We start from the raw sequence: 16,391 nt of genomic DNA, 5'->3' as shown, positions 1-16,391 counted from the left end.
GGTCAGGCCCCGTCGGGTTCGGTGACGAAGTCGACGAGGCGCTCGACCGCTCCGATCAGGTGCGATTCGAGATCCCGGAACGAGTTCACGGCGTTGTAGACGCGGCGCCAGCCGTCCTGCGGTGTTCCCCAGCCCAGTTCACGGCAGACCCCCGTCTTCCAGTCCTCACCGCGCGGAATCGTCGGCCACGCGCCGATGCCGACGGCGCGCGGTTTCACCGCCTCCCAGACGTCGATGTAGGGGTGACCGGTGACCATCACGTACGGGCCGAGATTCGCCGTGAGCCGTTCCTCCTTGGATCCGCTCACGAGATGGTCCGCGAGAACGCCCACGCGCCGACCCGGGCCGGGGCGGAACTCTGCGAGGCGGGCACCGAGATTGTCGAGGCCCTCGAGCTGTTCGACGACCACTCCCTCGACACGCAGGTCGTGCCCCCACACCCGCTCGACGAGGGCGGCGTCGTGCACACCTTCGACCCAGATCCGGCTGCCGCGCGCCACGCGCGCCCGCACACCGTCGACACGGGTCGATCCCGAGGCCGACCGGGTCGGCTGCGCTGCAGGACGGGCCTTCGGCCTGACGAGGGTGACGGCCTTCCCGTCGACGAGGAAGGCAGCCGGGCGCATCGCGAACAGCCGGGTGCGTCCCTGGGCGTCCTCGAGGCGGACGAAGTCGCCGTCGTAGGTCTTCTCCATGCCCACGATCGCGCCGCACCAACCGGATGCGGCGTCCTCGACGACGACGCCGCGCTCCGCTGCGAGTTCGGGAACGGCCTTCTTCTTCGTGCGGGCGTGACCGGCATAGATGTCACCGCCGTATATGTCGCGTGGGCTCACGCCAGTCGACCCTAGGACATCCCGCCCGGTGGGCGGCGCTCCCACGCCGGGTCGTGCCCGCGAGTGCACCGTATGCTTTCCGGGTGAGTTCCCCGAGCCTGACGCTGACCGTGTGGGCGGGGTCGTGGCTGTCCGGTCACGCCTCCCCCGACGACGTGATCGACGCGCTGCACGAGTGGGCGCCGATGCATCTCGTCGGGGCCCAGGACGCCGCGACCGCGTCCGCGACCGGGCTTCCCGAACGGGGCACCGTCGACGGTGCAGCCCTGTTGCTGACGCTGGTACGCCGCATCGATACCACCGCCGGTGCGGGACTGCACCTGGTCCTTCCGGCCGCGGGAGACGTCCGCGCGCTGCCGGCGGGGACCGCGTTCGCCTCGGCAGCACTCGCAGCGGGTGAGGCTGTCGTCCTGGGTGTGCCGGGCACACCGGGATTCGGCCTGGTGCCCACGGTCGAGGGGCCGGACGTCCTGCGATGGACCGTCTTCGCACTCGCCTCGGTGCCCGAACCCGTCGTCGACGGGGGTCTCGGTGCAGCCGAGTTCGCGATCCGGGAGGCGGTGCGAGAGGCCGCCTCCGCCCTGAACGGCATCCCCACTGTCGGAACCGACGGACGGCGGGCCGATCCACGAGCGGAGATCGCCGAAGAGGTCGCCGCGCTCGCCCGGCATCGCTATCCCGCATCGCTGCCACCACGGGCGGTCCGGATCCTCGACAGCGCGGATCAGGTGGCGGCGATCCTCACCGTTGCGAGCCGGGGCGCCGGCATGCGCGCCGGTTCCGCGTCCGGAGCCGCCGGTCGTGAAGGTGCCCTCCAGCCGTTGTGGGCGGCGGTGCGCGAAGCCCGCCTCGGGGCGGTCGCGGCTGCTCTGCGGGCCGAACATCATCGTTGACCGTTCCGCGTCGCCCGGTGACCGATCGGTGAACTGCGCCCTCCCCCGTCGGTGACGCCGGGATGAACGGTGACCACCCGCATCCGGATCGACCCGGAGCGTCGTTAACCTGACGATCCTGAGCTCGCCGGACTCCACCGGCGTGGGGACGAACAGGACGGTTTCCGACATGTCGCATCCTTCCGACCGATCCTGGCGCTCGAGCGCCACCCTCGCCCGTCTGCGCTCCGGCCTCGCGACACTCGGACCCGGCGAACAGCGCGTCGTGCGCACCGTGTTGACCGAGCCCGCCGCGGCGGTGGAGTTGTCCACCGCCGAACTGGCGGCTGCATCGGGCACCTCCCCGGCGACCGTCGTCCGCGCCTGCCAGAGTCTCGGTTTCCGCGGTTTCCACCATCTTCGTCTCGAACTGGCACGGGTCACAACGGATCCCGAGCAAACTCCTGTCACTCCTCTGGATTCGGCGTTCTCGGCCGCGACGGAAGCGCTCACCGCGACCCGCGCGACCGTCGACGAGGCCGGTTTCGCGCAGGTCGTCGACCTCGTCGTGAGAGCCCGCCGGATCCTGTTGGTAGGAAACGGTTTCTCGTCGCCGCCGATCCAGGACGCGGCCCTGCGCTTCACCACGGCCGGTCGCAGCGTCGAGGCTCCGGTCGACATTCTCGGTCAGCAGTTCTCGGCCCGGCTCCTGACCGCCGACGACCTGTGTCTGGCGGTCAGCTATTCGGGCGCGAACACACACACCCTCCGGGCGTGTACCGCCGCACACGAACGCGGTGCGACGATCGTGTCGGTGACGAGCTACCCGAGCACGCCACTGACACGTATCTCGGACCACGTGCTGATCACCGGCGCAGGTGCCCACGAGAACGAAACGGACTCGTTCTCGGCTCGCGTGACCCAGAGCACGATCCTGTATGCGCTGCAACGAGCCGTGCTCGCCCACCCGGAGCATCCGGAGGTTCACACCGGCGCCCACGATGTGGTGGCGGCAGCGCGGACCGACACACTCCCCGATTGTTAACCCGTTCGACAGCGTCCGTTCCGGGCCAGGGGGTCGGACGTTCGGCCGGACCGCCCACGATATGCCTTGCCGGAACGGTGTTCCGGAGCCAGTGGAACAGTGGGAGAGGCGAATCGTGGAGTCCATCGAGGTCGACGGCGTGTTCAATGTGCGCTCGGTATCGGGGCCGTACCTGACCCCCGGCCGGCTGTTCCGTTCCGCCACACTCGACCACCTGACGGAAGAGGGTCGGAAGACACTGGGGCAGATAGGTATTCGAACGGTCATCGATCTGCGGGACACCCGCGAGCGATCGGGGAAGACCGTCACCGCATCCTGGAACGTCCTGCACCATCCGCTCTACGACCCGCTGACCGGCCCACCCCGAAGCGGCGAGATCACCGCGATCTACCGCACCCTGCTCGACGAGCGCGGCTCCGCTCTCACCGACGCCGTCCGGGCGCTCGCGCACTCTCCCGCCCCGGTGCTCGTGCACTGCACCGCAGGCAAGGACCGCACCGGACTCGTCGTCGCAGTGGCGTCGGCCGCGGCGGGCGTACCCGACTCGGCGATCCTCGACGACTATGCGTGCTCGGGGCCCCGGCTGCGGCCGTACCGCGAGGATGCGGTGCGGATTCTGCTCTCCGATCTGGCGCTCGACCCGGCGCAGTACGCGGAATCCGTGGAGCTGCACCTGGATTCCCCGGCATCGGCCCTGAAGTCGGCGCTCGATCACATTCGCCGGCGACACGGATCGGTCACGGGATATCTCGCTGCCCACGGCTTCACCCCGGACGATCTCGCCGCCCTGCGCAGACGACTGTTCGGGTCACCGGAACTGACGGTCCTGCACCTGAGCGACATCCATGCGAGCGATCGCGAGGATCCGTTCGCCGGGATCGACGTCGCGGAACGCTTGCTCGAGGTGGCCGACCGAGAATCGAGATCGCGACTGCGCCCCGACATCGTCGTGGTCACAGGCGATCTCGTCCATCACGGTGCGGTCTCCGCCTATTCGCGACTGACCGAGATCTTCGCCGGGATCCGCGCGCGACTCGATTGCCCGGTGCTCGTGGTACCCGGCAACCACGACGATCCGGCAGCCTTCGCAGCGGCGTTCGGCACGAATCCCGTGGAGCACGTGCGGGGATTCCGGATCCTCGGTGTGGACACGAGTTCGGGAGTGCTTCCGCCCGACGAGCTCGCCCGGCTGTCGCACGAACTCGCGACGCCCGCTCCGTACGGGACGGTGCTCGCGATGCACCACCCGCCGGTGCCGTCGCCCGCTGCCACGCTCGAGGGGCGGGAACTCGGTCGCACCGGGGACCTCGCGGCGGTGCTGCACGGCTCCGATGTCTCCGCGATCCTCGCGGGCCATTTCCACCATCCGATGAGCGGTGTCTTTGCCGGTGTCCCTCTCTGGGTCGGCAGTTCGCTCGCCTACCTGCAGGACGTCGGCACACCGGGCCACTCGGTCGTCGCGTTCGACGAACCCGCCTATTCGCTCGTGCAGTGTTCCCCCACCGGTGTCCGCGCACTGCCGGTCGGCCTGCGTACTCCCGACGTCCTGTTCCGGTCGAGTCCCACGCTCACCGTCACCGCGCCCTGACCCCCACTGCCCTACCACACATCCAGGAGCTATCAGTGAGACCACTTCCCTGCCTCGTCTCGGTCGCCGCCCTCGGCACGGTCGCCGCGTTCACCCTCGCGGGATGCTCGGAGCCGGCCGCCTCCGACACCGCCACGCCCGGAGCACCGTCCTCCGGAGACCCGAACCGGACCATCACGGTCTACACCTCGGAGCCCCAAGCCAAGATCGACGAACTCGTGGCGGAGTTCGAGGCCGAGACCGGCATCGGTGTCGAGGTCTTCCGCGCCGGAACCGGCGACCTCACAGCCCGGATCGAGGCCGAGCGCACCACCGGCGAGATCGGTGCGGACGTGCTGCTCGCCGCGGACGCACCGACCTTCGAGAACTACAAGCTCGACGGGCTGCTTCGGCAGTACACGCCCGCGGACGCGGATGCGATGAACCCCGGCGTCGTCGACCCGGAAGGATATTACGTCGGCACCCGCGTCATTCCGACCGTCATCGCCTACAACACGACGGCGATCGATTCTCCGCCGACCTCGTGGAAGGATCTCACCGATCCGTCCTATCTCGGTCGTATCACGCTGCCCAACCCGAACGTCTCCGGCGCCGCGGCCTTCACCACCGCGGTCTGGCTCGACACCCCCGGACTCGGTGAGGAGTGGCTCGCGGAGCTGGCGGCGAACGAGCCGACCGTCGCCGAAAGCAACGGCCCTGTCGGGCAGGCGGTCGCGGCCGGTACGCAGCCGGTCGGCATCGTCGTCGACTATCTCGTCCGGGAACTCGCGGCGAAGGGTTCACCGATCGCGCTGTCCTATCCCACCGACGGGGTCCCCTACATCACCCAGCCCGCCGGCATCTTCGACGACTCCGACAACGTCGAGGCCGCCCAGGAGTTCGTCGACTTCCTCGTCAGCAGACGGGGCCAGGAGATCGCGGTGTCCCAGCAGTACCTGCCGGTGCGCGCGGATGTCGGTACCCCGGAGGGTGCTCCCGCACTGTCGGAACTCACGCTGCTGACCCCCGATCTGCGGACGATCACCGACCTCCAGGACGAGGCGGTCCGGAAGTTCGATGACCTCCTCGGTTGATCGCGATTCTCCGACCGTCACCCGGACATCGTCCGGACGGCGGACCGACCCCGTCCTCGGTGTACGGATCGCGTTGTGGCTGTTCGTCGCTGCGGTGATCGTCGCCCCACTCGCGACCGTCCTCTCGCTCGGCGCGAACGGGCGGCACATCGGGCAGCTCGTCGACGACGACATCGCCGGAGCCGCGGTGAACAGTGTCGTCTCCGCGGGCCTGTCGGCGGTGTTCGCCGTGGCACTGGCCACCGCGATGGCACTGCTGCTCGACCGGACCGATCTCCCCGGACGGGGAGTCCTGCGCCTGCTGCTGTTGTCACCGCTGCTCGTTCCTCCCTTCGTCGGGGCGATCGCCTGGACGGGACTGCTCGGCCCCAGCGGCATGATCAACCGCTTCTGGACAGACCGGTTCGGCGACCCGCTGTGGAACATCTACGGCGGCGACGGCGTGGTGTTCCTGCTGACGGTGCACTCGTATCCGATGGCCTATCTCATCGTCTCCACCGGACTGCGCAGGATCCCCGGCGATCTCGAGCAGGTGGCGCGCATCGGTGGTGCATCGCCGTGGCGGGCGATGTCGACGGTGACGATCCCGCTGCTCCGACCCGCGCTGCTGGCCGCGTTCACTCTCACCGCGGTGGGCAATCTCGCCGACTTCGGGATCCCCGCACTGATCGGCCTGCCCGAGCGGTACACCACGCTGTCGACAATGGTCTACCGCTACATCCAGTCGGGAACGGTGGATCGACCCCTCGAGGTCGTGTCCACGATCGGTGTCGCTCTGCTGGCACTCGCGGTGCTCGCCGTCCTCGCCGACCGTCGGCTGTCCCGCAGACGCCGGCAACTCGACGGTCCGGTCACCGCACCGCAGCCGCTCCGCCTCGGACACGCCCGTGTCCCGACCACGATCGCGGCCTGGGGAACGGGGGTCGCTCTGACCGTGCTGCCGATCCTCGCGCTCGCGACGCAGGCTCTGCTCCCGGCGCCGGGTGTGCCGTTCACGTGGCAGAACCTTACGGTCGACAGCATCGTGACGGCGGTGACGGCGCCGGGAACCGTGGTCGGTGTCCGGAATTCGCTGATGCTCGCCGTGGGCGCCGGCGTGGTGTGCGCGGTGGTCGGGTCGGCGGTCGGGGTTCTCACCACCCGCACCCGTTCCCGCGACAACGCGGGTCTCGATCTGGCGGTGATGCTCCCCCAGGCCGTGCCCGGCCTCGTCATCGCTGTCGGATGGCTCGTCCTCGGCCGGTACACGGGCCTGTTCGACACGCGATGGGTGATCCTGTGCGCCTATGTCACGGCCTTCCTCGCGATCGTCGTCCAGGCCGTGCGCGCCCCGCTGTCCACCGCGCCCGAATCTCTCGAAGAAGCGGCGCGCACGTCCGGCGCATCACGTCTGCGGGCACTGCGGGACGTGCCGTGGGCGATGACCGTACCGGCCGCCGTGACCGGAGGCGTACTCGTCGCCGTGACCGCGGTGCGCGAACTGACGATGTCGGTGCTGCTCGTCGCGCCGGGCACCCAGACGCTCGGCGTATCGATCTTCAACCTGCAGCAGGCGGGCGACTACAACGCCGCATCGGCTCTGTCCCTGCTCGTCGCGCTCGTGGGGATCGCCGGCCTCGGTGCGGTCACGGCTTCCCGCGCGGGCCGCTGAACCACTCACAGAGCCGAACAACTCACAGATCGGAGAATCTCCATGTCCGCGATCACCCTCGCAGGTGTCGACCTGCTCTTTCCCGACGGGACCGCAGGACTGTCCGGAATCGACCTGGAGGTACGCGACGGCGAGTTCGTCGCCCTCGTCGGACCGTCCGGCTCCGGGAAGACCACCCTGCTGCGCACCGTTGCCGGCTTTCTGGACCCCACCGCCGGAACGGTCCGGCTCGGTGACGACGTCGTCGCGGACGGCGCCCGGAGCGTGCCGCCGGAGAAGCGCCGGCTGGGCATGGTCTTCCAGAACCATGCCATCTGGCCGCACCGGAACGTGGGCCGCAACGTCGCCTATCCCCTCGAGATCGCGAAGGTCCCGCGTGCCCGACGCGCCGAGCGGATCTCCGAAGTTCTCGACCTGGTCGGGCTCCCGGGGATGGAGCACCGTGATCCGGCGACCCTGTCCGGCGGTCAGCGCCAGCGGGTCGCACTCGCACGGGCCCTCGCCGGCCGGCCTCGTGCACTGTTGCTCGACGAAGCGTTGTCCGCCCTCGACGAACCGCTCCGCGACCGACTCCGTCTCGAACTGCGCACCCTCACACGCGCCCAGCAGCTCACCGTGATCCACGTGACTCACGATCGCGCCGAGGCACTCGCGCTCGCCGATCGCGTCGTGGTGCTCGATCGCGGTCGCATCCGGCAGGTGGGCGCCCCTGAGGAGCTCGTACTCCGGCCCCGCTCCGCCTTCGTCGCCTCGTTCCTGTCCGATGCGAATCTGCTGACGGGCACGGCGTCGGCGGACGGTTTCGTCAGCGACGACGGTACAGTCGACGTGCATCGGGACAGATTGCCGGACAGCGCTTTCGGTCGAGGAACGCTCGCGGTGCTGCCCGGCGACATCGCCGTGACCTCCCCGCAGGATGCTCGGCTGCAGGGAATCGTGATGTCGTCACTCTTCGGACGGGAGGCCGGCGACGTGGTCGTCGCGTGCCGAGGTGTCGAATTCCGCTGTGCCGTGCCGGGTTTCCGACCCGTCGCCGGAGATCGTGTGGGCCTGTCCATCCGCCGGGCACTGTTCTACGCGGACTGCGGGCCCGAGACCGATCGGGTACCCGGACCGGCTCTCCTGGCCGCCACGGCACGATGAGCACGACTCGACTGGCGCTCGTGCGCCACGGACGCACCGACTGGAACCGCCGGGGCCTGTTGCAGGGAAGCACCGACATCCCCCTCGACGAGATCGGGCGGAGGCAGGCACGGGAAGTTGCGCGCATGCTCGGAACGTCCCCCTGGGATACCGTCGTGACCTCCCCACTGTCGCGTGCCTACGACACGGGTCGTATCGTGGCCGCTCACCTCGGTGTCGGAGTGGCGGGAACGATCCCGGGCCTGGCCGAGCGTGCCTACGGCGACGCCGAAGGGCTGACCCGCGACGATGCCGGAGCACGCTGGCCCGACGGGAGGTTCCCCGGACTCGAACCGCTCGCCGCGGTGGCCGCGAGGGGCCTGCGTGCCCTCGACGAGATCGTCGCGACACACCCGCATTGCCGCATCGTGGTGGTCGCCCACGGCGCCCTCATCCGCGCCGTGCTCGGCGAACTGTCGTCCTCACCGGCGCCGCGCATCGTCAACGGTGCGGTCAGTGAGCTCGACCGCACGGACCGGTGGACGGTGCGATCGGTCAATCGTGTCGCCGTGCCGGAGTTGGACGCTCGGTCCGTGCAGGTCGGTTCCGCCGCGCCGTGACCAGCAGATACTCCCAGTCCATGACGCCCCCGCCGAGGTCGAAGCGCCGCGCGAGCTCGAGCAGGTCCCGGTCGAGAGCCGCGACGCGATTCTCGTCGTCCGCGATGTTGCGGTACACCGCGATCGTCGGTCCGTAGGCGGCCTTGAAGAAGTCCCGGAAATCCGCTCCGGTCTCGAACCGGTCGACGCGCAGCTTCGCGGTGTGTACCGCCAGATCGCTGACCCGGTCACCGAGAAGCCGACGTACATGCGCTTCGTCGCCCCACAGGGGTGGCGGTTGCGCACCGGGCGGGGGTGGCGGAGCGTACGGCTTCATCGTCGCGAACATCTGTCCGACGAAACCGCCCGGCGTCCAACTCAGCACGCCCAGACGTCCGGCCGGCCGGGCTACACGGAGCAGTTCATCGGCGGCGATCCCGTGGTGCGGCGCGAACATCACGCCCACGCACGAGATCACCGCGTCGAAGCTCGCATCGGGGTACGGCAGCGCCTCGGCGTCCCCTTCCCGCCATTCGAGGCTCGCCCCGGCCGATTCGGCGTCACGTCGCCCGACGTCGAACAGTTCGGGTGTCAGATCCGTGGCGACGACGGTCGCTCCGGTGAGCGCCGCCGGGATCGAGGCGTTGCCCGATCCCGCTGCGACGTCCAGGACACGGTCCTCCGGGCCGATCCCGGTTGCGGCCACGAGTACGGGTCCGAGTTCGGCGATGACCTGGGTCGCCACCGCCGGATAGTCGCCGAGAGCCCACATCGCCCTGTGCTCGGACTTGAGGGCACGGTCGGCTTCGGATGTCGTCGAGATGTCGGTCATCGGAATGTCCTTCCGTCGAAACGACCCGGTGTCGGTGCCGCGCGGCGGGACCGGGCCACAGTTCGACTCTAGGAAGGCGCCGACCTTGTCCTCCAGTACACAATCTGTACCGCAATGCCACCCGTTCGTGCTGGTCGTGGTGGGCCGGCGGGCCTACCATCCGATCATGGGCCCGCCCTACCACCAGTTCTGCCCCGTCGCCAAGGCGATGGAACTGTTCGACGAGAGGTGGACCCTGCTCGTGGTGCGCGAACTCGTACTCGGCAGCGAGCACTTCAACGACCTGCGGCGGGGTCTGCCGCACATGTCCCCGACCCTGCTGTCGAAGCGGCTGCATCAGCTCGCGGCGGCGGGCATCGTGCAGCGACTCGGAGACGGTACCGATGTGCGCTACGTGCTCACCCCGGCGGGACGCGACCTGGACACCGTCGTCGCCGCGTTCGGCGCCTGGGGAACGCGGTGGACGGGAACGCTCGGCGACGCCGACCTCGACCCGCGGCTGCTGATGTGGGACATGCACCGGAACGTCGACCACACCGCGGTCCCGGTCCGGCGCGCGGTCGTCGAGTTCGTCTTTCCTGCCGTCTCCACCGCGTCGCGCCGGTGGTGGCTCGTGATCACCGACGACGAGGTCGACGTGTGCGACACGGATCCGGGTTTCGAGGTGTCGGTCCGGGTCACGGCAGGACTGCGTGAGCTCACCGAGATCTGGCGCGGCGACGCCACCTGGTACGGCGCGATAGCGTCGCGGACCGTGAGGGTCGACGGCCCGAGTGCGCTACGCCGGTCGCTGCCGCGCTGGTTCGTCTCCCCACTCGCGGCGTCCGCCGCACGCCACTCCCTGTGATGCCGGGTGCCGGGCGGGACCGGCGGGACCGCAGATCAGTTCGCCGCAGGCCGGGACGGACGCTTCGGGGGCTCGCAGCACGCCACGGCGCACAGGCTTCCGTCGCATCCGGCTCCGAGCAACGGCTCGGTCCCCCGACGACGGGCGGCGACTCCGTCGCGCTGCTCCTCCACGAGTTCGCGCACGAGTTGCGCGAACCGCGGATCGGTTCCGGGCGTCGCCGCCCGGACGAACGCCATGCCCAGTTCACGGGCACGATCGCGGGCTTCGGTATCCAGATCCCAGACGACTTCGAGGTGGTCGGAGACGAATCCGACCGGCACGACGACGACCGCACCGACGCCACGTTCGTGCAGGTCGTCGATGTGATCGACGATGTCGGGTTCGAGCCACGGCACCTGCGGCGGGCCCGAGCGGGATTGCCACACCAGGTCGTAGTCGTCTTCGCCGAGCGCCTCGGCCACCAGGCGTGCGGCTTCGGCGACCTGCCGGCTGTAGAGATGTCCGCCCTCCTCCGGGGGACCGCCGGTGGCGTCGAATGCGGTCGGGACGGAGTGCGCCGTGAAGACCAGCCGCGCGGTGTCGCGCACGTCGTCCGGAAGCTCTGTGCGGGCCGCCCGCACTGCGTCGGCGACGGCGTCGAGGAACAGCGGATGATCGTAGAACTGCCGCAGCTTCGTCAGTCGCGGCGCCTCCTCGACGGCGCCCCGGGCCCGGGCGATGTCCTCGTGGTACTGCCTGCATCCCGAATAGCCGCCCCACGCGGACGTCGCGAAGACCAGTGCGTTGCGCACACCGTCGTCGCGCATCCGGGCGACGGTGTCCTCGATCATCGGGTGCCAGTTGCGGTTGCCGAAGTAGACCGGCAGGTCGATGTCATGGGCGTCGAACTCGGCACGGACCGCGTCGATGATCGCCCGGTTGAGGGCGTTGATCGGCGACACACCCCCGAAGTGCAGATAGTGTTCCGCGACCTCGTCGAGTCGCTCGGGCGGGATTCCGCGTCCGCGAGTGACGTTCTCGAGAAACGGTCTCACGTCGCCCGGACCTTCCGGGCCACCGAACGACAGCAGCATCACTGCGTCGTACGCCTCGGGGGTGTTCGCCATGCCAGTGCCTTCCGTCGGACGGTCAGCCGCCGAAGCCGACCTGGGAGTGGAATCCACCGTCGACGTAGACGATGGAGCCCGTGGTGCCGGGTAGCCAGTCGGACAGGACGGCACACACGGTCTTCGCCACAGGAGTCGGGTCGTCGACGTCCCAGCCGATCGGGGACGCCGCCGACCAGCCCTCGTTGAGCCGGTTCATCTCGGCGCCCGGACCGGTCGCGTCGCCGGCGATGGCCTTGGCGGCGAGCGTCTTGATCGGGCCTGCGGCGACCAGATTGGACCGGATGCCGCGCGGGCCCACCTCCTTCGCGACGTAGCGGTTCACCGATTCCAGTGTCGCCTTGGATACGCCCATCCAGTTGTAGAACGGGACGGCGCGGGAAGGATCGAAGTCCATTCCGACGATCGAACCGCCCTCGTTCATCACGGGCAGGACCGCCTTGGCGAGCGCACCGTAGGAATAGGCGGACACCTCGAGGGCCACCGCGACGTCCGTCCACGGCGCATCGAGGAAGGGGCTGCCCAGGCAGGACCGGGGCGCGAAGCCGATCGAGTGGACGACGCCGTCGATCCCTTCCGGAGCGAGTTCGCGGATCTTGTCGGCCAGACCGTCGAGATCCTCCTGGTTCTGCACGTCGAGGCTGATCGCCGGCGGCACCGGCTGCGGGAGACGCTGCGCGATGCGGTCGATCAGCCGCAGTCGCTCGAAGCCGGTGATGATCACCTTCGCGCCCTGTTCCTGCGCGACCTTCGCGGTGTGGAAGGCGATCGAGGCATCGGTGATGATGCCGGTGACGAGAATGGTCTTACCCTCGAGCAGTCCGCCCATGAGTGTGTCGGTCCTCCAGTGAGATTCGAATGTGGTCGGCGCGACCGCCGGTGTGGTCCGCTACGCCCTCAGTGACCCATGCCCATGCCGCCGTCGACCGGGATCACGGCGCCGGAGACGTAGGCGGAGTCGTCGGACGCGAGGAAGCTGACGACCGCGGCGACGTCCTCGGGCTTGCCGAGGCGCTGCAGCGGGATGAACTTCTTCGCGGTGTCGCGCAGTTCGTCGGACAGGTCTGCGGTCATGTCCGTCTCGATGAACCCGGGAGCGACGACATTGGCCGTGATCGAACGTGAACCGAGCTCTCGGGTGACGGACCGGGCGAGACCGATGACACCGGCCTTCGACGAGGCGTAGTTGATCTGGCCTGCCTGCCCGGCGAGGCCGACCACCGAGCCGAGGAAGATCATGCGGCCCCACCGGGCTCGCAGCATCGCGCGGTTCGCGCGCTTGGCGCACCGGAAGGCGCCGGTGAGGTTCGCGTCGATCACCGAGGTGAACTGCTCCTCGGTCATCCGCATCAGCAGGGTGTCGTCGGTGATACCCGCATTGGCGACGAGCACCTCGACGGGCCCCTGATGTTCTTCGACCTCCGTGAACGCTGCGTCCACCGACTCGGTGTCGGTGACGTCGCATCGCACAGCGAACAGGCCGTCGGGCGCTCCGGATCCACGGTGCGTGACAGCGACCTTGTGGCCGTCCGCCTGCAGTCGACGGGCGACGGCCAGGCCGATTCCGCGGTTTCCGCCCGTGACGAGGACGGACCGGGGGGTGACACCCGCACGCGGGGAGGCTGCGGCACTTTCTGCGTCAGTCATGCGCTCCAACCTATCTGGTGGCAGGTCGAGGACGGAAAACGCTCCGTGAGTGGGCACAAGGCGGATCAGGGCAGCCGCTGGCGGAGCACCATGGCCGTGACGAGGCCCGCGATCACGGACAGCGCTCCCAGCATCAGCCAGGGACGGCTGGCGTCCCCGCGCGTCGTCTCGAACCCGATCTGCTCCTCGAGGGTGTTGTAGGCGTCCTCGAGCTCTTCGAGGCTCGCTGCTGTGAAGAAGCTTCCCCCGGACAGGTTCGCGATCTCCTTGAGCGAGGGATCGTCGACCGGCACCGGGATCCGGTCGTCCTCGATCGTGACAGTGCCCGTCTGGGTACCGAAGGAGATGGTCGAGACCGGGATGCCCTTCTCTGCGGCCTGCCTCGCCGCGGTGAACCCGCCGCGGGGATCGTCCGGGCTCTCGGGGACGGTCTGTTTGCCGTCGGAGAGCAACACGATCCGCGCGGGCGGCGCCTGATCGCTGCCCCCGAGCACCGCGGCGAGCGTGTCGATGGACTGCATCGCGGTGAAGATGGCCTCGCCGGTCGCGGTGCGCTCACTGAGCTGCAGATTGTCGATTGCGGATTTGGTCGCCTCGCGATTGGTGGTCGGCGAGACCAGCACCGAGGCGGTGCCCGAGAACGCGACCAGACCCAGATTGATGCCGGGTGTCAGGTCGTCGGCGAACTGCTTGGCCGCCTCCTGCGCCGCCGCCAGGCGGGTGGGCGCGACGTCGGTGGCTTCCATCGACAACGACACGTCGATGACGAGAACCACCGTGGCCCGGTTGCGGGGCACCCTCTGCTCGGCAGTGGGACCGGCGAGCGCCACCGTGAGGAAGACCAGGCCCACGAGCAACAGGGCGACCGGAATGTGCCGGGCGCGTCCGGGACGGGCGGGCGCGACCTTCTCGAGCAGTTCGAGATTGGTGAAGCGCAATGTGTTCGCCTGACGCCGGCGCTGGACCAGCACGTATCCCGCGGCCAGGGCGGCGACGACGAACAGCAGCAGCAACCACCAGGGTGAAGTGAAACCGGACAGGCTCATCGTCCCCCCTGCCGTGCGGCAGCGCCGTAGCTGTGCTGACGAGCCGCGACGAATCGCACCACATCGCCGATCCAGTCGCGGTCGGTGCGCAGCGTGAGGACGGGAGCACCACAACTGCGCAGGGCCTGGTGCACGGCGGCGCGGTGCTCAGCTGCCGCCTGCGCATAGTCCGCTCGCAACTCCGGGGTGGTGGTGAACTCGCGGGTGCGGCCCGTTTCCGGGTCGTGCAGGACCACGTCACCGAGGTCGGGAAGCTCGAGATCCCGGCGGTCGAGAACCTCGACGGCGAGCAGTTCGTGACGTCCGGACAGCGCCCGCAGGGAACGTTCCCAGTCGAGCGGGCCCAGGAAGTCGCTCACCACGACGGCGAGCCCGCGCCGACGCTGCGGGCGTCGCAGTGCCTCGACGACACCCCGCAGATCACCGCGCGTGCCGTCCGGCGGATGCGGGGTCGTGGCGACCGTCCGCAGCAGGGACTGGGCGTGCAGTCGCCCACCGCGGGCGGGTACCCGGACGGTGTCGTCTCCGGTGGAGATCACCGCCCCGATCCGGTTCCCGCCGCCGATGGTCAGATGAGCGAGCACCGCCACCGCCGCAACCACCAGGTCGCGCTTCTCGCACATGCCGGTGCCGAAGTCCAGGCTGGCCGACAGGTCGACGGCGAGCCAGGTCTCGAGTTCCCGGTCCGCCACGGTCTGGCGCACGTGCGGATGTGTCGTGCGGGCCGTGACCGACCAGTCCATCTGACGGACGTCGTCGCCCGGCTGGTACTCGCGGGCGTCTCCCGGTTCGGAACCGGGCCCCGGGATCAGGCCGAGATGGTCGCCGTGCAGCACGCCGTCGAGACGCCGGCGCACGGTCAGCTCGAGCGTGCGAAGCGCCGCGGTGAGCGCGGGATCGCGCAGCTCACCGGACCGGAACCGCGGTGGCGACCCGTCGTGAGGACGTGTGCTCACCGCGGGCCCGCACCTCCCTGCGGACCGGGGACACCGACGGGCGCCTGCGGGGCGCCCCCCGTGCGAGGATCGACGGTTTGCTGCGGACCGGGCACGCCGGGGGGCACCGGCACATTCGCCTGCGGAGCGACCTGCGGGAGGCCGACCGTCTGCAGGATGCGGGTGATGATCCGATCGGCGGACACGTCGTCGGCGAGTGCGTCGTAGGACAGGACGAGACGGTGACGGAGCACGTCGGGGATGATGTCGATGATGTCCTGCGGCACCACATAGTCCCGGCCCCGCACCAACGCCAGCGCGCGCGAGGCGGAGATGATGCCCAGCGTCGCGCGGGGCGACGCACCGTACGCGATCCACCCCTGCACGTCGTGCAGACCGAGCTCACCGGGCTGACGGGTCGCGAAGATGACGCGCACGACGTAGTCGACGAGCGCATGGTGCACGAATACACGGCCGGCGATCTTCTGCAACCGCAGGAGCTGTTCGTTGTCGAGCACCTGCTTCGGCTCGGGCGCCGCGACACCCATCCGGTAGACGATCTCGCGTTCCTCCTCGACCGTCGGATAGTCGACGAGCACCTTGAACAGGAACCGATCGCGCTGCGCCTCCGGCAGCGGATACACGCCCTCGTTCTCGATGGGGTTCTGCGTCGCCATCACGAGGAAGGGTTCCGGCATCGGGAACGTCCTGCCGCCGATGGTGACGTGCCGTTCCGCCATCACCTCGAGCAGCGCCGACTGCACCTTCGCCGGCGCACGGTTGATCTCGTCGGCGAGCACGAAGTTCGCGACGACGGGACCGAGTTCGGTGTCGAACTCCTCGCGACCCTGCCGGTAGATCCGGGTACCGACGAGATCGGTCGGGACGAGATCCGGGGTGAACTGAACGCGAGAGAAGGACCCACCGACGACCTTCGCGAAGGTTTCGACGGCCAGCGTCTTCGCCACACCGGGGACGCCCTCGAGCAGCACGTGTCCACGGGCGAGGACCCCGACGAGCATCCGTTCGACCAGCAGGTCCTGGCCGACGATCACGCGTTTGACCTCGTAGATCGCCCGTTCGAGGAGGCGGACGTCGTCGGCCGGATCGTAGGCCTTCGCGGGGGCGCCACCGGACTTCGTAGTGTTCACACCAGGACTCTTCGGAGCCGGTGAGCCGGTGTTCGTGC

At 69.4% G+C, this 16,391-nt stretch carries 16 protein-coding genes; 8 read left to right on the top strand and 8 right to left on the bottom strand.

Features of this window, described 5'->3' with window-relative positions; all coding sequences use genetic code 11:
• Positions 1-2: 2 nt before the first annotated feature.
• A complete protein-coding gene (locus tag MOM01_RS06480) occupies positions 3-836 on the bottom strand; it encodes a DUF3097 domain-containing protein (protein WP_241384554.1) in 834 nt (277 codons plus the stop codon).
• An 83-nt stretch (positions 837-919) separates the two neighbouring features.
• On the opposite strand from MOM01_RS06480, the gene MOM01_RS06475 reads away from it, so the two are divergent.
• The 7 genes from MOM01_RS06475 to MOM01_RS06445 all read left to right on the top strand — a co-directional run bounded on the left by MOM01_RS06475 (position 920) and on the right by MOM01_RS06445 (position 8,807).
• The gene (locus tag MOM01_RS06475) at positions 920-1,729 is read left to right on the top strand and encodes a hypothetical protein (protein WP_241384553.1); all 810 of its coding nucleotides are present in this window, start codon (positions 920-922) and stop codon (positions 1,727-1,729) included.
• A gap of 169 nt (positions 1,730-1,898) precedes the next feature.
• Entirely contained in the window at positions 1,899-2,753 is an 855-nt protein-coding gene (locus tag MOM01_RS06470; RefSeq protein ID WP_241384552.1) for a MurR/RpiR family transcriptional regulator, read from the top strand.
• 115 nt (positions 2,754-2,868) lie between these two features.
• The gene (locus MOM01_RS06465) at positions 2,869-4,341 is read left to right on the top strand and encodes a tyrosine-protein phosphatase (RefSeq protein ID WP_241384551.1); all 1,473 of its coding nucleotides are present in this window, start codon (positions 2,869-2,871) and stop codon (positions 4,339-4,341) included.
• Between the two features lie 35 nt (positions 4,342-4,376).
• The gene (locus tag MOM01_RS06460; RefSeq protein WP_241384550.1) at positions 4,377-5,414 is read left to right on the top strand and encodes an ABC transporter substrate-binding protein; all 1,038 of its coding nucleotides are present in this window, start codon (positions 4,377-4,379) and stop codon (positions 5,412-5,414) included.
• Positions 5,398-7,065, top strand: a complete 1,668-nt coding sequence (locus MOM01_RS06455; protein WP_241384549.1) for an ABC transporter permease — start codon at positions 5,398-5,400, stop codon at positions 7,063-7,065. The genes MOM01_RS06460 and MOM01_RS06455 overlap by 17 nt, the downstream gene beginning before the upstream one ends.
• A 42-nt stretch (positions 7,066-7,107) precedes the next feature.
• Positions 7,108-8,208 (top strand): ABC transporter ATP-binding protein, encoded by a 1,101-nt coding sequence (locus tag MOM01_RS06450; RefSeq protein ID WP_241384548.1) that lies wholly within the window; start codon positions 7,108-7,110, stop codon positions 8,206-8,208.
• Positions 8,205-8,807 carry a histidine phosphatase family protein gene (locus MOM01_RS06445; RefSeq protein WP_241384547.1) on the top strand — a complete coding sequence of 201 codons (603 nt, stop codon included), beginning with the start codon at positions 8,205-8,207 and terminating at the stop codon, positions 8,805-8,807. The genes MOM01_RS06450 and MOM01_RS06445 overlap by 4 nt, the downstream gene beginning before the upstream one ends.
• On the opposite strand, the gene MOM01_RS06440 is transcribed toward MOM01_RS06445, so the two are convergent.
• On the bottom strand, positions 8,743-9,618 hold the full coding sequence (locus MOM01_RS06440; protein WP_241384546.1) for a class I SAM-dependent methyltransferase: 876 nt from the start codon (positions 9,616-9,618) through the stop codon (positions 8,743-8,745). The two genes, MOM01_RS06445 and MOM01_RS06440, sit on opposite strands and share 65 nt — an antisense overlap.
• 166 nt (positions 9,619-9,784) lie before the next feature.
• Here MOM01_RS06440 and MOM01_RS06435 point away from each other — a divergent pair, with 166 nt between their 5' ends.
• Positions 9,785-10,465, top strand: a complete 681-nt coding sequence (locus MOM01_RS06435) for a winged helix-turn-helix transcriptional regulator (RefSeq protein ID WP_241384545.1) — start codon at positions 9,785-9,787, stop codon at positions 10,463-10,465.
• 35 nt (positions 10,466-10,500) lie between these two features.
• Here the strand turns inward: MOM01_RS06435 and MOM01_RS06430 are convergent, their stop codons facing one another.
• From MOM01_RS06430 to MOM01_RS06405, 6 genes are all read right to left on the bottom strand, one after another.
• Positions 10,501-11,574 carry a ferrochelatase gene (locus MOM01_RS06430; protein WP_241384544.1) on the bottom strand — a complete coding sequence of 358 codons (1,074 nt, stop codon included), beginning with the start codon at positions 11,572-11,574 and terminating at the stop codon, positions 10,501-10,503.
• 22 nt (positions 11,575-11,596) lie between these two features.
• On the bottom strand, positions 11,597-12,403 hold the full coding sequence (inhA, locus tag MOM01_RS06425; RefSeq protein WP_016935267.1) for an NADH-dependent enoyl-ACP reductase InhA: 807 nt from the start codon (positions 12,401-12,403) through the stop codon (positions 11,597-11,599).
• Positions 12,404-12,471: 68 nt separating this feature from the next.
• On the bottom strand, positions 12,472-13,221 hold the full coding sequence (fabG1, locus tag MOM01_RS06420; protein WP_241384543.1) for a 3-oxoacyl-ACP reductase FabG1: 750 nt from the start codon (positions 13,219-13,221) through the stop codon (positions 12,472-12,474).
• Positions 13,222-13,286: 65 nt separating this feature from the next.
• On the bottom strand, positions 13,287-14,267 hold the full coding sequence (locus MOM01_RS06415) for a VWA domain-containing protein (protein ID WP_241384542.1): 981 nt from the start codon (positions 14,265-14,267) through the stop codon (positions 13,287-13,289).
• Complete coding sequence (locus MOM01_RS06410; RefSeq protein WP_241384541.1) at positions 14,264-15,223, bottom strand: DUF58 domain-containing protein; 960 nt, start codon at positions 15,221-15,223, stop codon at positions 14,264-14,266. Before MOM01_RS06410 ends, MOM01_RS06415 begins: the two co-directional genes overlap by 4 nt.
• Positions 15,220-16,353, bottom strand: coding sequence for an AAA family ATPase (locus MOM01_RS06405; protein WP_241384540.1), 1,134 nt, complete (start codon positions 16,351-16,353; stop codon positions 15,220-15,222). The genes MOM01_RS06410 and MOM01_RS06405 overlap by 4 nt, the downstream gene beginning before the upstream one ends.
• Positions 16,354-16,391 lie beyond the last annotated feature (38 nt).

This window comes from Rhodococcus sp. CH91 (genome assembly GCF_022554085.1).
In the GTDB taxonomy this organism is placed as follows: domain Bacteria; phylum Actinomycetota; class Actinomycetes; order Mycobacteriales; family Mycobacteriaceae; genus Rhodococcus.
Note: the sequence above shows the minus strand (reverse complement) of the source record. Positions and strands in the feature narration are given on the sequence as shown.

Bases quoted from the DNA above. Each gene is read 5' to 3' on its own strand.
- MOM01_RS06470 (WP_241384552.1), top strand. From the start codon at position 1,899: ATGTCGCATCCTTCCGACCGATCCTGGCGCTCGAGCGCCACCCTCGCC.
- MOM01_RS06455 (WP_241384549.1), top strand. From the start codon at position 5,398: ATGACCTCCTCGGTTGATCGCGATTCTCCGACCGTCACCCGGACATCG.
- MOM01_RS06450 (WP_241384548.1), top strand. From the start codon at position 7,108: ATGTCCGCGATCACCCTCGCAGGTGTCGACCTGCTCTTTCCCGACGGG.
- MOM01_RS06445 (WP_241384547.1), top strand. From the start codon at position 8,205: ATGAGCACGACTCGACTGGCGCTCGTGCGCCACGGACGCACCGACTGG.
- MOM01_RS06440 (WP_241384546.1), bottom strand. From the start codon at position 9,618: ATGACCGACATCTCGACGACATCCGAAGCCGACCGTGCCCTCAAGTCC.
- MOM01_RS06435 (WP_241384545.1), top strand. From the start codon at position 9,785: ATGGGCCCGCCCTACCACCAGTTCTGCCCCGTCGCCAAGGCGATGGAA.
- MOM01_RS06430 (WP_241384544.1), bottom strand. From the start codon at position 11,574: ATGGCGAACACCCCCGAGGCGTACGACGCAGTGATGCTGCTGTCGTTC.
- inhA (WP_016935267.1), bottom strand. From the start codon at position 12,403: ATGGGCGGACTGCTCGAGGGTAAGACCATTCTCGTCACCGGCATCATC.
- fabG1 (WP_241384543.1), bottom strand. From the start codon at position 13,221: ATGACTGACGCAGAAAGTGCCGCAGCCTCCCCGCGTGCGGGTGTCACC.
- MOM01_RS06415 (WP_241384542.1), bottom strand. From the start codon at position 14,267: ATGAGCCTGTCCGGTTTCACTTCACCCTGGTGGTTGCTGCTGCTGTTC.